Origin of the sequence: Streptomyces sp. NBC_00322 (assembly GCF_036147535.1) — a bacterium.
Classification (GTDB): domain Bacteria; phylum Actinomycetota; class Actinomycetes; order Streptomycetales; family Streptomycetaceae; genus Streptomyces.
In genome coordinates this window covers 3,207,161-3,220,945 of sequence record NZ_CP108019.1, presented here as the reverse complement: position 1 = coordinate 3,220,945, position 13,785 = coordinate 3,207,161, and the positions used below count along the sequence as shown (strand labels likewise).

Here is a 13,785-nt window from a genome sequence, read left to right as displayed (position 1 = left end):
AGTTGTGCCCTCCATGAACGACCTCGTACGCCAGCACACAGCCCTGAGTGAATCCGACCTCGAGTGGCTCCATCTGCTGGTCTCGGAGTGGCAGCTGCTCTCCGACCTCTCCTTCGCCGACCTCGTCCTGTGGGTCCCCACCCTCGACGGCACCCGCTATGTCTCCGTGGCCCAGATGCGGCCGAACACCGGCCCCACCTCCTATCAGGACGACATGGTCGGCCATCTCGTTCCCCGCGGCCGGCGCCCGCTGCTCGACGCCGCGCTCGACGAGGGGCGGATCGTGCGCGAGGGCGACCCGGAGTGGCGCGAGGAGGTGCCGGTACGGGTCGAGTCCATCCCCGTACGCCGAGAGGGCCGCGTCCTTGGAGTCATCGCCCGCAACACGAATCTGCTGACCGTAAGGACCCCGTCCCGGCTGGAGCTCACCTACCTCCAGTCCGCGTCCGACCTCGCCCAGATGATCGCCGCGGGCTCCTTCCCCTTCCCCGGCCAGCAGGTCGACATGGACGCGTCCCCGCGCGTCGGCGACGGGCTGATCCGGCTCGACGCCGACGGCGTCGTCCAGTACGCGAGCCCCAACGGCCTCTCCGCGTACCACCGCCTCGGCCTCGCCTCCGACCTCGTCGGACACCACCTCGGCCAGACCACCGCCGAACTCGCCCCCTCCCGCGGCCCGGTCGACGAGGCCCTGGTCAAACTCGTCAGCGGTTACGCGCCCCGCGAGACCGAGGTCGAGGGCAACGACGGCGTCATTCAGCTGCGCACCATCCCGCTCAAGCCCAAGGGCACCCACATCGGCTCGCTCGTACTGCTGCGCGACGTCACAGAACTGCGCCGCCGCGAGCGCGAGTTGATCACCAAGGACGCCACCATCCGGGAAATCCACCACCGGGTGAAGAACAACCTCCAGACGGTGGCCGCGCTGTTGCGGCTCCAGGCCCGGCGGATGGATTCAGTTCGTGGCCGCGAAGCGCTCAACGAGGCGGTGCGACGCGTCGGTTCGATCGCGATCGTGCACGAGACCCTCTCCCAGAACCTGGACGAGCGCGTCGAGTTCGACGAGATCGCCGACCGGGTCATCGCGATGGTCGCCGAGATCTCCCCGGGCAAGGTCGCCTGCCGCCGTACGGGCCGCTTCGGCATTCTCGACGCCGAGGTCGCGACCCCGCTGTCGATGGTCCTGACCGAGGTGCTGCAGAACGCCCTGGAACACGCCTTCGCTCAGGGGGAACACGGCTCGGTCGAGGTCGCGGCCGTACGCAGTGACCAGCGCACCGACGGCCGGCTGCTGATCACCGTGCAGGACGACGGCTGCGGACTGCCCGAGGGCTTCGACGCGCAGCGGGCCGGGAATCTGGGCCTGCAGATCGTACGGACCCTGGTGGAAGGGGAGTTGGGCGGCGGCTTCGACATGGTGCGGGTGCCGGAGCCGGGGCGGGGCACGCGGGTCGTGCTCGACATCCCGGTCCAGGGCGACAAATAAGCGATGAGCCCCGGACCGTGGAACGGTCCGGGGCTCGAAGCTTGTGTTTGCTCACGCTGCGATTGCGATGCGCATCGGGGGCACTGCGCGCTGCGGCTCGGGGGCGGTGAGTGCGTACTCTCTGTACGCGCCGCCAGAGCTCAGGCTCGTATCAGGGGCTTCAGGCGCTGGCGTTACGCGCCCGGTTGCGAGCGGCACGGCGCTTCATAGCGCGGCGCTCGTCCTCGCTGAGGCCACCCCAGACGCCGGAGTCCTGGCCGGACTCGAGCGCCCACTGCAGGCACTGCTCCATAACGGGGCAGCGACGGCAGACGGCCTTGGCTTCCTCGATCTGCAGCAGCGCAGGACCAGTGTTGCCGATGGGGAAGAAGAGCTCGGGGTCTTCCTCGCGGCAAACGGCGTTGTGACGCCAGTCCATGGCTGCTACCTCTCCTTGGTATTACATGCAGGTTGCTTGTGAATGTGAACGCTTTCACGAATCCCCCCGCAAGGGAAGGGCCGACTGCCAGTTGCACTGGCGTGGTCCTGAAGTTCTGAGGAGGGGTTCTGGCGGTCTGTGGGGCCGATGTTGCGGGCCGTCCCGATCGCCATGTAGAGATTCGCAAACCTCGGCGGCGGATACAACCCCTTCCGGAAACTTTTTTTTGATTCCTCGGTGTCGACTAGGTCACAGCCGTACTTCTATGGGGTGGAGCCCAGTCCGTACGTTCGAGATAAAGGACTTCCGGCCCTTCCGCTCACACAATCACACGCAGTGCACGGCGTACGCCTGTGAACGTCACGCTGGTGCGCAGTCCCAGGTGGTCACCGTCCATCTGGAACGGGAGCGGGACCTTGGAATTCAAGGTGAAGTCGGTCAGGTCGTGAAGAGTGACCGCGTGCTTACCGCGTGGTCCGCGCTCGGGGGTGGATGTGAGCAGCTGGGTCGCATAACGAGCCACGGCGGGAGTCGACAGCTTGGACAGCGCGACGACGTCCAGGGCCGTGTCGAAGGAGGCCTCCGGGGAGGCGTACACGGGGCGATTGCCCAGGTAGGTCCAGGGGGTCGTGTTGCAGATTATGGACAGCACAAGATTGCTGACCGGGTCCTCGCCGGGGCGCTCGAGCGTGATCGGGCCCCGGCGGCGGTGGGGCTCGTCCAGAAACTGGCGTACCACCTGGCGCATATAGAGGGCGTGCGTGGACCGCTTGCCGCGCTCCCGCTGCTGTTCGACCCTGCCGATGACGCTCGCGTCGAAACCGAGTCCGGCGCAGAAGGTGAACCAGCGGGCCGGGACGCCCTCGTCCTCCGTGCCCGGGGTGCCGGCCGCGAGCCCGAGGCCGACGGTGCGCTCCGTCTGATCACGCAGCGCGTCCAGAATCGCGCCGGTCGCCTCCACGGCGTCGTTCGGCAGCCCGAGGGCGCGGGCGAAGACATTCGTCGAGCCGCCGGGGACGACGGCGAGGCGGGGGAGGTGGTCGGGATCGGGGCCGTTGTGCAGCAGACCGTTGACGACCTCGTTGACGGTGCCGTCGCCGCCGAGGGCGACGACGAGCTCGATGTCGTCGGAGTCGGCGGCCCGGCGGCCGAGGTCTCGGGCGTGTCCGCGGTACTCCGTGGTGACCGCTTCCAGCTTCATCTCGCTGGCGAGGGCATGGATGAGTACGTCACGAGTGCGGGCACTGGTGGTGGTTGCTGCCGGATTGACCACGAGAAGTGCGCGCATGCGCAGCAGCGTACCCAGTGGTGTGTACCTGGCCCAGCCCAGGGCTGCGCACGGCCGCTACCCTGCTGGAATGAGCACTGACCAGACCCCCCGCCCCGCCCGCCTGACCGCCGCGGCCGCGGTGTCCGGCCTGGAAGGGCTGGTACTGGTCGCCGGCGGCGTCTCCATGCTCGTACTGGGGCTGCTCGGCCGGCCGGACAGTCCCTCGCAGGCGGAGATGGGCGGGGTGACGCTTGTCGCACTCGGCGCGATTCCGCTGATCGCGGCGAGGGGTCTGCTGCGCGCCCGCAGCTGGAGCCGGGGCCCGGCGATCATCACGCACCTGATGGCCCTGATCCCGGCCTGGACCCTGCTGCGCTCGTCGGGCGCGCTGATCCCGGTGGGCATGGTGCTGGCGGCGATGGCGGTGACGGGCCTGGTGCTGCTGGTGAACCCGGCGACGGCCCAGGCCCTGGGAATCCGCGGCAGCGCGGGGGACGCGCAGCGGTAGCGGGCCCAGGCGCGGGCCGCGCTACCGCGGGGCCTTACTCCTCCACCAGGAGCTTCTCCCGGAGCTGAGCCAGCGTTCTGGCCAGGAGGCGGGAGACATGCATCTGGGAGATGCCCACCTCCTGCGCGATCTGCGACTGGGTCATGTTGCCGAAGAACCGCAGCAGCAGGATCCGCTTTTCCCGCGGCGGGAGGTCCTCCAGCAGCGGCTTCAGCGACTCCCGGTACTCCACGCCCTCCAGCGCCTCGTCCTCCGCGCCCAGCGTGTCCGCCACCGCCGGGGACTCGTCGTCCGTGTCGGGGACGTCCAGGGACAGCGTGGAGTACGCGTTCGCGGACTCCAGGCCCTCCAGCACCTCCTCCTCCGAGATGCCCAGGCGTTCGGCCAGTTCGTGGACCGTGGGGGAGCGGCCGTGCTGCTGGGACAGTTCCGCCGTCGCCGTCGTCAGGGCGAGCCGCAGTTCCTGGAGGCGACGCGGCACCCGCACCGCCCACCCCTTGTCGCGGAAGTGGCGCTTGATCTCGCCGACCACCGTCGGGGTCGCGTATGTCGAGAACTCGACACCGCGCTCCGGGTCGAACCGGTCCACCGACTTGATGAGGCCGATGGTCGCGACCTGCGTCAGATCGTCCAGCGGCTCGCCACGATTGCGGAAGCGCCGGGCCAGGTGCTCGACCAGCGGCAGATGCATCCGCACCAGCTGGTTGCGCAGCTCCGCCCGCTCCGGCGAGCCGTCGGGCAGCTTGCGCAGCTCGATGAACATCGCCCGCGCCCCGCTGCGGTCATGTGGATCGTGGTGCTGCTGCTCGTTCACGTGCTCGCTCATACGGTCCGCCTGCCCTGCCTGCGCCTGCGCCTGCTCCGCCGCGGCCGTCTGGCCGTCCAGCCCGTCCTCCGGGTGCGGCCGCGCCTGCTGCTCCGGGAAGCCCGTCACCGCGGGTGGCTCCTTCCGCACCGGACCGTCCCCGTTCCTCACGCCGGACCGGGTCCCGCGCCGCGCTGTTTGTACAGGCTGATGGTGACCGTACGGTCGTCGGCGACCGATGAGTCGACCTTGCCCGCCAGCGCGGAGAGCACCGTCCAGGCGAAGGTGTCACGCTCCGGCGCGCGCCCGTCGGTCGTCGGTGCCGAGACCGTGACCTCGAGCGAGTCGTCGACGAGCCGGAACACGCAGCTGAGGACGGAACCGGGAACGGCCTGCTGGAGCAGGATCGCGCACGCCTCGTCGACCGCGATCCGAAGATCCTCGATCTCGTCGAGGGTGAAGTCCAAGCGCGCCGCGAGACCGGCCGTGGCCGTACGCAGCACGGACAGGTAGGCACCCGCAGCGGGCAGCCGGACTTCCACGAAGTCCTGAGTCCCGGGCTCGCCTGCGATCTGGGACACCCTCACCTCCAAGGTGGCACAAGCTCAAACGGGGCTACGGGAGGGGAGATCCCGAAGCCGTCGCTACGTTTCGTACGTAGCCGGTACTGGCCCGGCGACGCTATCGCGATCCATGGTGCCCTGTCGCCGGGACCTCCAGTCGATGGGTGTCACTCATGGTAAGCACATGAGTACGCACAGTGGCTAGAGGTCTGCGCGGCCCAATTGCGAGGAACCGGCGGAGGGTTGACGTACCCACGCGTCAGACGATCGAACCGTCGACGAAACACCATCGCCAGGGAGCGCCCGGCTCCAGGCTCTGCATAATCGGATGCCCCGTCTGTCTGAAGTGCCCGCTCGCATGCCGGTGGGGCGACGAGTCACAGCACCCTACATGCCCGCACACCAGGCAGATGCGCAACTGCACGGGATGGCTGCCGATCGCCAGACACTCCACACAGGTCTCGCTCTGCGGGGCCGACTGGGGGCGGGGCAGTTCGGCTACGTGTGGACACTCGCTCATGATTGCCAGATTACGACGCGGGTTACGGACATACGTACGGACAAGGGGATCGGCGAGATGGACGCACTGCCACTGGTCGCGCTGATCGCGGTGAGTGCCGCGATCGCCGGGGCGGCCCGGAGAACACCGGTGCCCGCGCCCCTGCTGCTGGTGGCGGCCGGGCTGCTCGCCGCCTATGTGCCCGGGGTGCCCGACTACACGCTCGACCCGCACATCGTGCTCCCGCTGATCCTGCCGCCGCTGCTGTACACGGCCGCGGTCGACAGCTCGTATCTCGATCTGCGGGCGAACGCGCGGCCCGTCGCGATGCTCTCCGTCGGTTATGTCCTCTTCGCGACCGTCGCTGTCGGTTACCTCGCCTATCTTCTGGTGCCGGATCTGCCGCTGGCGGCCGCCCTGGTACTGGGCGCGGTCGTCGCGCCGCCGGACGCCGTCGCGGCGACCGCGATCGCCCGGCGGCTGGGCCTGCCGAACCGGATCACGACGATCCTGCAGGGCGAGTCCCTGGTGAACGACGCGACCGCGATCACCGCGTACAAGGTGGCGCTCGCCGCGGCCGTCGGCGAGGGCGCTAGCTGGGCAGGCGGCATCGCGGAGTTCGCGCTGGCTTCGCTCGGCGGGGTCGCTGTCGGCCTGGTGCTGATGGTGCCGATCCACTGGCTGCGTACACATCTGAAGGAAGCGCTCCTGCAGAACACGCTCTCGCTCCTCATCCCGTTCGTCGCCTACGCGGCTGCCGAGTGGATCGGTGCGTCCGGGGTGCTCGCCGTGGTCGTCGTCGCGCTGTATCTCGGGCACCACGCCTGGCAGGTCGACTTCGCGACCCGGCTGCAGGAGGAGGCGGTCTGGAAGATGGTCGCGTTCATCCTGGAGACGTCCGTCTTCGCGCTGATCGGGCTGCAGTTGCCGTACGTGATCGAGGGCCTGGGCGGGTACGGCGTCGGCGAAGCCCTCTGGTACGCGGCCGGCGTCTTCGCGGCCGTGGTGGTGGTGCGGTTCGTCTGGGTCTTCCCGGCGACGTTCCTGCCGCGCGGCCTGTCGAAACGCGTCAGGGAGCGCGAACCGGACACCAACTGGACCGCGCCGGTGATCGTGGGCTGGGCCGGAATGCGCGGAGTCGTCTCGCTCGCGATCGCCTTCTCGATCCCGCTGGCGACGGCGGACGACGAACCGTTCCCGGCGCGGAACCTGGTGCTGTTCCTCACCTTCACGACGGTCATCGGCACGCTCGTGATCCAGGGGCTCACGCTGCCGCCGCTGATCCGGGCACTGAAGCTGCCGGGGCGCGACGCGTACGCCGAGACGCTGGCCGAGGCGCAGGCCCAGAGCGAGGCCTCGCAGGCGGCGGAGCGGCGGCTGGAAGAGCTGCTGGCCGACGAGCGCAACGCGCTGCCGCAGCCACTCGCGGACCGGCTGCTCACCGTGCTGGAGCGGCGCCGGAACGCCGTCTGGGAGCGGCTGGGGGCCGTGAACGAGCTGACCGGCGAGTCCGCGGACGATACCTACCGGCGACTGTCGAGGGACATGATCGACGCCGAGCGCGAGGTCTTCGTACAGCTGCGCGACCAGCGGCGGATCGACGACGAGATGATGCGTACGCTGCTGCGCCGACTGGACCTGGAGGAGGCGGCGGCCTATCGCGAGGAGTCCTGACCGGTGATCACCGCGGCGATCGTGGTGCCGGGCGGGAAGGCGCCTTCGGCGGCCAGCGCGGTGAGGCCGTAGAGCATCTTGGCGACGTAGACGCGCTCCACGGGGAGATCGTGACGGGCTTCGAAGTCGTCGGCGAAGGCGGTGAGTTCGGGGGTGGTGCGGGCGTACCCGCCGAAGGTGAAGCGCTCGTCGAGGGACCAGTCGCCCGCGCGGTCGCCGAACGCTTCGTGCTGGAGACGGGATATCGCGTCGGTGAGGAAGCCGCCTTCCAGGACGGGAAAGCCGATGGCGCGCCGGCCGGGTGGGAGACCGGCGGCGAGCCCCGCCAGGGTCCCGCCGGTGCCGCAGGCGACGGTGACGACGTCGGCGACGCCGCCCAGCTCCCGACCGAGGTCGGCGCAGCCACGGGCGGCCAGTGCGTTGCTCCCGCCTTCGGGGACGACGTAGACGTCCCCCGGTATCCCGGCCCTGTCGGCGCTCGATGCGCGAGCCACGTCCAGGATCGCTGCCAGCCCGTCCGGCTCGGACTTACGGCGGTACAGCGAGCGGGAGACGAACACCAGCCGCATACCGTCCGCCGCGCACCGGACCAGGGACGGGTTCAGGGGGCGCGAGGCCAGTTCGTCGCCGCGGACGATGCCGGTCGTCCCGAAGCCCAGCAGGCGGCCCGCGGCGGCGGTCGCCCGCAGATGGTTGGAGTAGGCGCCCCCGAAGGTCAGGAGCGGGCGGCCCGCTGCCGCCTGAAGGTTGCGGGAGAGTTTGCGCCACTTGTTGCCCGGGAGGTCCGGGTGGATCAGATCGTCCCGTTTGAGCAGCAGACGTATCCCGTGCCGGGTGAAGCGCTCGTCCTCGACCGGCTGCAGCGGCGACGGCAGTCGCGGCTGCAGGGCGGTGGTGAGGTCGAGCGCTTCCCTGGTCACGCACCCATTGTCACTTCAGGCGGTCATGGATGCGTGCGCGCATGGCGTCCATCGTGAAGCCCCGGGGGTCGACCTTTCCCGGCTGCCATTCGAGGTGGCCGATCACCGAGCGGGCGGTCCAGCCGTGGTGGCGGCAGACCGCCGCGGCCGCCCGCTCGATCGCCTCCAGCTGGACCTCGGGCCAGGGGTCCTGGCCGTCGCCGAGGTTCTCGCACTCGAATCCGTAGAAATGGCGGTTTCCGTCCGTGTTCGCCTCGTTGTCGGCAGGCAGAGCCTTCTCCGCGATGACTGCGCTGAGGACATCGTCGTCACCGAGCCCGGCGTGGTTGGCGCGGCCGTAGCCGACGAGATGGACCGTGCCGTCCTTGGCGATCACGCCGTGGCACAGCGGCCCCGGCAGCGCCTCGAAGCCGTCCCTGCAGATACGGACGGTGTTCGCGGTGCCTTCGGTGACGGTGTGGTGGATCATCACGCCGTGCACCGGGCCCCAAGGGCCCTTGTGGTTGCGGTTGTGCGTGCGCCATTCGCCGACCTCGACGACTGTCAGCCCCTCGTCGCGCAGTGCGTCGAGGAAACTGCTCGCGGGCATGGGTGGGGACACGGCTGTCTCCTTGGGGATGTGAGGGGGTGCGCGCTAAATGTGCCGTACTGCGCTTTTACCCCCAACTCCCATGGAATGACCATATGTTGGTACGGGGGTGCGAACACATCCGGCCAGCGGGCGACCGGCCGCACCTGCCCCACCGAGATCGAACTAGTCCCATCCATTTGTGTAATGGTGCGAGGACTCTCCGTACTGGAAGGCTTGCAGACGCAGGTCAGACCCGTGATCGAGAGGGAGTCCCATGTCGGTTGGCTCGGTTGGTTCTGTCGGCGACGAAGTCCGCGAACAGCAGACGCCGAAGCAGCAGAGTCTTGGTACGGCCGCTGCGCGGAACCTGGCGACAACCACGAAGTCCGCCCCGCAGATGCAGGAGATCACCTCCCGATGGCTGCTGCGCATGCTGCCGTGGGTGCAGGTACAGGGCGGTACCTACCGCGTGAACCGCCGCCTGAGCTACTCGGTCGGCGACGGGCGCGTGACGTTCGTGCAGACCGGCGACCGGGTGGCGGTCATCCCCGCCGAGCTCGCCGAGCTGCCCGCCCTGCGGGAGTTCGACGACGAGGCGGTCTTCTCCGAGCTGGCGAACCGCTGCGAGCAGCGGGAGTTCGCGGCCGGCGAGGTGCTCGCAGCCTCCGGTGCGGCGGCGGACCGGATCTTTCTGCTGGCCCACGGCCGGGTGGAGCAGATCGGCACCGGTCCGTACGGCGACGAGACGGTGCTCGGAGTCCTCGCCGACGGCTCGTACTTCGGCGACCACGCGCTTCTCGACGGGGACGCCCCCTGGGAGTACACCGCACGCGCCGCGACCGCGTGCACGGCGCTCGTGCTGACCCGGGCCGATGTGCTGAACCTCGCGGAGCGCGCGGGGTCGCTGCGTACGCATCTGGACGGGCTGGCGTCCCTTCCGCACCAACGCACCAACAAGTACGGCGAGGCGGCGATCGACCTGTCCGCGGGCCATGTCGGCGAAGCCGTCGTCCCGCACACCTATGTCGACTACGACGCGGCGCCGCGCGAGTACGAACTGAGCGTCGCCCAGACCGTGCTGAAGGTCCACAGCCGGGTCGCCGACCTCTACAACCAGCCGATGAACCAGACCGAGCAGCAGTTGCGGCTCACGGTCGAGGCGCTGCGCGAGCGCCAGGAGCACGAGCTGGTCAACAACCGCGAGTTCGGCCTGCTGAACAACTGCGACTACGGCCAGCGGCTGCAGCCGCACGACGGGGTGCCCAGCCCCGACGACATGGACGAGCTGCTCTCGCGGCGGCGCGGTTCGAAGCTGTTCCTCGCCCATCCGCGGGCCATCGCCGCCTTCGGGCGCGAGTGCAACAGGCGCGGACTGGTCCCCGACAGTGTGGAGGTCGCGGGGCAGCATGTGCCCGCCTGGCGAGGTGTTCCGATCTTCCCCTGCAACAAGATCCCGATCACCGAGGCCAGGACCACCTCGATCATCTGCATGCGTACGGGCGAGGCCGACCAGGGCGTCATCGGCCTCCAGCAGAGCGGGATCCCCGACGAGATCGAGCCCAGCCTCTCCGTCCGCTTCATGGGCATCGATGAGCAGGCGATCATCTCGTACCTCGTCACGGCCTACTACTCGGCGGCCGTGCTGGTGCCGGACGCGCTCGGTGTCCTGGAGAACGTCGAGGTGAGCCGCTGGCGGTGACCCGGCCGGCCGGGGGCGCGGTACCGCACCCGGGCCCCCGGTCCCGTTCCCTGAGCACCTGGTCCAACGCCTGGAAAGGACTGCCCGGTTGACCATGTCCGACACCGTCGTGGCCGGTGAGGCCGTCGCCCTCCTCGAACGCACCCGTATCGCCGTCCATCCCCAACTGCGCACCGCCGTGGAGTCGCTGCCCGGATCCATGCGCCGTGTCGCGATGTACCACTTCGGCTGGGAGCACGCGGACGGCACCCCGGCCGCGGGCTCGGCGGGCAAGGCCATCAGGCCCGCGCTCGTGCTGGCCGCGGCCCGGGCACTGGGCGGGGACCCGCAGCACGCGGTGCGGGCGGCGACCGCCGTCGAGCTGGCGCACAACTTCACGCTGCTCCACGACGACGTCATCGACGAGGACCCCACCCGCAGGCACCGCCCCACCGCCTGGACGGTCTTCGGTGTTCCGGACGCGATCATCGCGGGCGACGCCATGCTCGCCCTCGCGCTGCGGCTGCTGGCCGAGGACCGGCATCCCGCGGCCGGCGCCGCGTCTGAGCGGCTCGCGGCCTGTGTGATCGAGCTGTGCGCGGGGCAGCAGGCGGACTGCGCCTTCGAGGAACGTGCCCCGCACGAGGTCTCGCTCGACGAGTGCCTCGCCATGGCGACGGCCAAGACCGGGGCGCTGCTGGGCTGCGCCTGTGCGCTCGGCGCCCTGTACGCGGGAGCGGGCGAGGAGGAGGCCGCTGCCATGGACGCCTTCGGCCGGGAGGCCGGGCTAGCCTTCCAGCTCATCGACGATCTGATCGGGATCTGGGGCGACCCGGAGCGTACGGGCAAACCGGTCGGCGCCGATCTGGCCGCCCACAAGAAGTCCCTGCCGGTGGTCGCGGCCCTGACCTCCAGAACCCCGGCAGCGGCAGAACTGGCCGAGCTCTACCGCCGCCCCATGAACGCCGCGGCGGTGCGCCGGGCCGCGGACGCCGTGGACAGGGCGGGCGGCCGTGACTGGGCGCAGCTGCAGGCGGCGGACCGGATGGCCCGGGCCGTCCACGAGCTCGCCCGCGCGGTCCCGGATCTGGCGGCGGCGGGCGATCTGCTGTCCCTGGCGGAGTTCGTCACCCGGCGCACGCGCTGAGCTGTCGGGGTTGCCCAAACCGCCATATCCTGGAGGCGTGGGCAGCCAAGGACGTGAGATCCTTCATGACCCGCAGGCCGAGCATGTGTGCCCGGCGTGCGGACAGCCTGTCGTCACGGTCGTGAAGCGGCACAAGACTCTCGGGACGTACGTCCCCCTCTGGGGGCCGGGCCCCTGCCACAACCCCGAATGCCCTCAGTCCGTCGACACCCGGGGAGAGCATCCGGGCGGGCAGCGGGGTGAGCAACGAGGCGGACAGCGGAGCACGGAGCACACCGATGCGCCCGGCGGTGAGGCGGGCGACGGGCCCGGTGGTGAGGCGGGCGACGAGCCCGGCGCCCCGGTCGGGACCGCTTGAGGGATCCCGCCTGTTCAGCGGAGGGGTGCGTACCGCTACAGTCCGCGCCATGTCATCGGAGTCGACGGAAGTGTGGGCGGGCTGGTACCGCGACCGCACGGGCGCGGAAGCGGTCTCGATCGCCGCCAGCGGGCGCCAACTGCGCACGCGTATCAAGGGTGTTGAGTACGAGGGGGAGACCTTCGCCGCTCTGGAGCCGGTGGGCGCGGACGGGGTGCTGTCCTCCTGCGTACTGGAGTGGGACATGCCGCTGCCCGTGCAGTCGGACGGGAGGGTCGAACAAGCCACGCTCAGCTGTCTGTTGACGCTCGGCGAGTCACCGCAGGACGGCGGGCCGCTCGACCGCGCGGACCTCAATCTGACCCTGCACTACGGCGGGGCGGCGTACGAATCCGGTGTCGCCGGGGGCGACTTCGGTGATGCGCTCAGCCGGATACGCAGGCAGCTGCCGCCCGGCGCGGAGTTCGTGGTGCGGACGCCGGTGGGTGCCTGACGCCAAACGGTGACGGCCATACGGTGATGGCCATAGGCGACAGCCGCACGGTGACGGCCTCAGCGCAGGCCGTTCCAGCCCCAGCGCGGGGTCGGTCCCGGGTCGCCGAGGTCCGTGCCCACCGGGTCGGCCGAGACCGACCGGGCGATCTTGGTACCCCAGTCGAAGTACTCCATCACCCGGCGGCGCAGCAGCTCGTCGTCCGGGAGCTCCTTCTCCACCGCCGCGCTCATCAGCTCCATCCAGCGCAGTCGCTGCTCCTCGGTGATCGAAAGCCCGAGGTGGGCCCGGAGCAGAGTCTGGTGTCCGCCCAGTTCGGCGGTGAAGCGGGCCGGGCCGTCGAAGATCTCGGCGAGCCAGACGGCGACATGCTCGATATGGGTGGGCGTGAAGTCGGCGAAGACGGGGGCGAGCAGCGGATCGGCGAGGACCGCCTCGTAGAAGGTGTTGCTCAGCCGTCGCAGGGCGTCCATGCCGCCCACGGCCTCGTACAGCGTCTCGGGACGCTCACTCGGGCTCGTCATGCGACCACCCTAAGCGCGAAGCGGCGGAGGGGCGCCCCTCACTTTCGTGGAGGGACGCCCCGGCGTTCGTGGAGATCCGGTCAGGAGACGCGGGCGATCGCCGCTGCCAGTCCGTTCGCCCACAGCTGGTTCACGCGGGAGCGCTCCTGCGCGTTCGGGTAGGCGTTCTGGCAGGAGGTGCCGGGGCCGCCGCCCGACATCAGCTCGCTGCACGGGCCCGAGTAGTGGTCCGGCAGGCCCAGCACGTGTCCGGTCTCATGGGCCGTGACGCGGGTGGAGTTGTACTGCTGGTTCTGCCGGTAGTCGAGGAAGATGTAGCCGCTGCCGTGTCCGTCGGTGCTCGCGTAGGAGCCGCGGGAGTCGTTGCCCTCGTAGTACCGGAAGTCGGGGTTGCTGCCTTCCTGGAGCTTCACATTGCTGACCGAGCTGTTCCAGATCTGGGTGCTCCGGGATATCTGGCTGCGGAAGCTCGGGGCGTTGCCTGCGCTGTAGATGACGGTCACGGCCTGCGCGCCGGGGTTCGCGGCGCGCTTGTGCGCGACCGACTTCACGACGGCGTCGAAGAAGGCCTTGGTCGCCTTGGCGTCCTCGGCGGACCCTTCGTAGGCGGCGTAGGACTGGGCGGCGGCGGCCTCAGGGGAGTTGACCGACGTGCCTGTGTTCGTGGCGGCGGTGGCGGGCACCGCGCTCAGCGCGGCGGCGAGACCGAGGCCGAGTGCGGCGGAGAGTAACGTTCTCTGGTGACGCATGTGGGGGGCTCCTACGTGTCCGGTGAACCCCGGCGGATGGGGTTCGGTACGGCAGAGTTTCGGGGAGCCGGCCCCTCTCGGGGATGATGCCAATGGCCGATAACACGAGCGCATCGCCTTGT

At 69.9% G+C, this 13,785-nt stretch carries 16 protein-coding genes; 7 read left to right on the top strand and 9 right to left on the bottom strand.

Annotated features, from left to right (window positions below; translation table 11 throughout):
• Positions 1–13 precede the first annotated feature (13 nt).
• The gene (locus OG905_RS14345; RefSeq protein ID WP_328682327.1) at positions 14–1,486 is read left to right on the top strand and encodes a PAS domain-containing sensor histidine kinase; all 1,473 of its coding nucleotides are present in this window, start codon (positions 14–16) and stop codon (positions 1,484–1,486) included.
• Between the two features lie 160 nt (positions 1,487–1,646).
• Here the strand turns inward: OG905_RS14345 and OG905_RS14340 are convergent, their stop codons facing one another.
• Together OG905_RS14340 and OG905_RS14335 are read right to left on the bottom strand one after the other, a co-directional pair.
• The gene (locus OG905_RS14340; protein WP_003953983.1) at positions 1,647–1,904 is read right to left on the bottom strand and encodes a WhiB family transcriptional regulator; all 258 of its coding nucleotides are present in this window, start codon (positions 1,902–1,904) and stop codon (positions 1,647–1,649) included.
• 319 nt (positions 1,905–2,223) lie between these two features.
• On the bottom strand, positions 2,224–3,192 hold the full coding sequence (locus OG905_RS14335; protein ID WP_328668352.1) for a diacylglycerol/lipid kinase family protein: 969 nt from the start codon (positions 3,190–3,192) through the stop codon (positions 2,224–2,226).
• Positions 3,193–3,262: 70 nt separating this feature from the next.
• On the opposite strand from OG905_RS14335, the gene OG905_RS14330 reads away from it, so the two are divergent.
• Positions 3,263–3,682, top strand: a complete 420-nt coding sequence (locus OG905_RS14330) for a hypothetical protein (RefSeq protein ID WP_328668351.1) — start codon at positions 3,263–3,265, stop codon at positions 3,680–3,682.
• A gap of 34 nt (positions 3,683–3,716) precedes the next feature.
• Here the strand turns inward: OG905_RS14330 and OG905_RS14325 are convergent, their stop codons facing one another.
• The 3 genes from OG905_RS14325 to OG905_RS14315 all read right to left on the bottom strand — a co-directional run bounded on the left by OG905_RS14325 (position 3,717) and on the right by OG905_RS14315 (position 5,570).
• Positions 3,717–4,658, bottom strand: coding sequence for an RNA polymerase sigma factor SigF (locus tag OG905_RS14325; RefSeq protein WP_443043940.1), 942 nt, complete (start codon positions 4,656–4,658; stop codon positions 3,717–3,719).
• The gene (locus OG905_RS14320; RefSeq protein WP_266487247.1) at positions 4,655–5,068 is read right to left on the bottom strand and encodes an anti-sigma regulatory factor; all 414 of its coding nucleotides are present in this window, start codon (positions 5,066–5,068) and stop codon (positions 4,655–4,657) included. The genes OG905_RS14325 and OG905_RS14320 overlap by 4 nt, the downstream gene beginning before the upstream one ends.
• A gap of 241 nt (positions 5,069–5,309) precedes the next feature.
• Positions 5,310–5,570, bottom strand: a complete 261-nt coding sequence (locus OG905_RS14315; RefSeq protein WP_328668350.1) for a UBP-type zinc finger domain-containing protein — start codon at positions 5,568–5,570, stop codon at positions 5,310–5,312.
• Between the two features lie 57 nt (positions 5,571–5,627).
• On the opposite strand from OG905_RS14315, the gene OG905_RS14310 reads away from it, so the two are divergent.
• Positions 5,628–7,223: a Na+/H+ antiporter gene (locus OG905_RS14310; protein ID WP_328668349.1), complete on the top strand. Its 1,596-nt coding sequence runs from the start codon at positions 5,628–5,630 to the stop codon at positions 7,221–7,223.
• Here the strand turns inward: OG905_RS14310 and OG905_RS14305 are convergent.
• Positions 7,205–8,143 (bottom strand): 1-aminocyclopropane-1-carboxylate deaminase/D-cysteine desulfhydrase, encoded by a 939-nt coding sequence (locus OG905_RS14305; protein WP_328668348.1) that lies wholly within the window; start codon positions 8,141–8,143, stop codon positions 7,205–7,207. The genes OG905_RS14310 and OG905_RS14305 overlap by 19 nt on opposite strands.
• 10 nt (positions 8,144–8,153) lie before the next feature.
• Complete coding sequence (locus tag OG905_RS14300; protein ID WP_328682324.1) at positions 8,154–8,732, bottom strand: N-acetylmuramoyl-L-alanine amidase; 579 nt, start codon at positions 8,730–8,732, stop codon at positions 8,154–8,156.
• 256 nt (positions 8,733–8,988) lie between these two features.
• Between OG905_RS14300 and OG905_RS14295 the strand changes: the two genes are divergently transcribed.
• From OG905_RS14295 to OG905_RS14280, 4 genes are all read left to right on the top strand, one after another.
• The gene (locus tag OG905_RS14295) at positions 8,989–10,413 is read left to right on the top strand and encodes a family 2B encapsulin nanocompartment shell protein (RefSeq protein WP_328668347.1); all 1,425 of its coding nucleotides are present in this window, start codon (positions 8,989–8,991) and stop codon (positions 10,411–10,413) included.
• Between the two features lie 94 nt (positions 10,414–10,507).
• Positions 10,508–11,539, top strand: a complete 1,032-nt coding sequence (locus OG905_RS14290) for a family 2 encapsulin nanocompartment cargo protein polyprenyl transferase (protein WP_328668346.1) — start codon at positions 10,508–10,510, stop codon at positions 11,537–11,539.
• A 37-nt stretch (positions 11,540–11,576) separates the two neighbouring features.
• Complete coding sequence (locus tag OG905_RS14285) at positions 11,577–11,897, top strand: hypothetical protein (protein WP_328668345.1); 321 nt, start codon at positions 11,577–11,579, stop codon at positions 11,895–11,897.
• A gap of 49 nt (positions 11,898–11,946) precedes the next feature.
• The gene (locus OG905_RS14280) at positions 11,947–12,390 is read left to right on the top strand and encodes a DUF6304 family protein (RefSeq protein ID WP_328668344.1); all 444 of its coding nucleotides are present in this window, start codon (positions 11,947–11,949) and stop codon (positions 12,388–12,390) included.
• A 59-nt stretch (positions 12,391–12,449) separates the two neighbouring features.
• Here OG905_RS14280 and OG905_RS14275 read toward each other — a convergent pair whose 3' ends face one another.
• Positions 12,450–12,914, bottom strand: coding sequence for a group II truncated hemoglobin (locus tag OG905_RS14275; protein ID WP_328668343.1), 465 nt, complete (start codon positions 12,912–12,914; stop codon positions 12,450–12,452).
• An 80-nt stretch (positions 12,915–12,994) separates the two neighbouring features.
• Complete coding sequence (gene snpA / locus OG905_RS14270; protein WP_328668342.1) at positions 12,995–13,663, bottom strand: snapalysin; 669 nt, start codon at positions 13,661–13,663, stop codon at positions 12,995–12,997.
• Between the last annotated feature and the right edge of the window lie 122 nt (positions 13,664–13,785).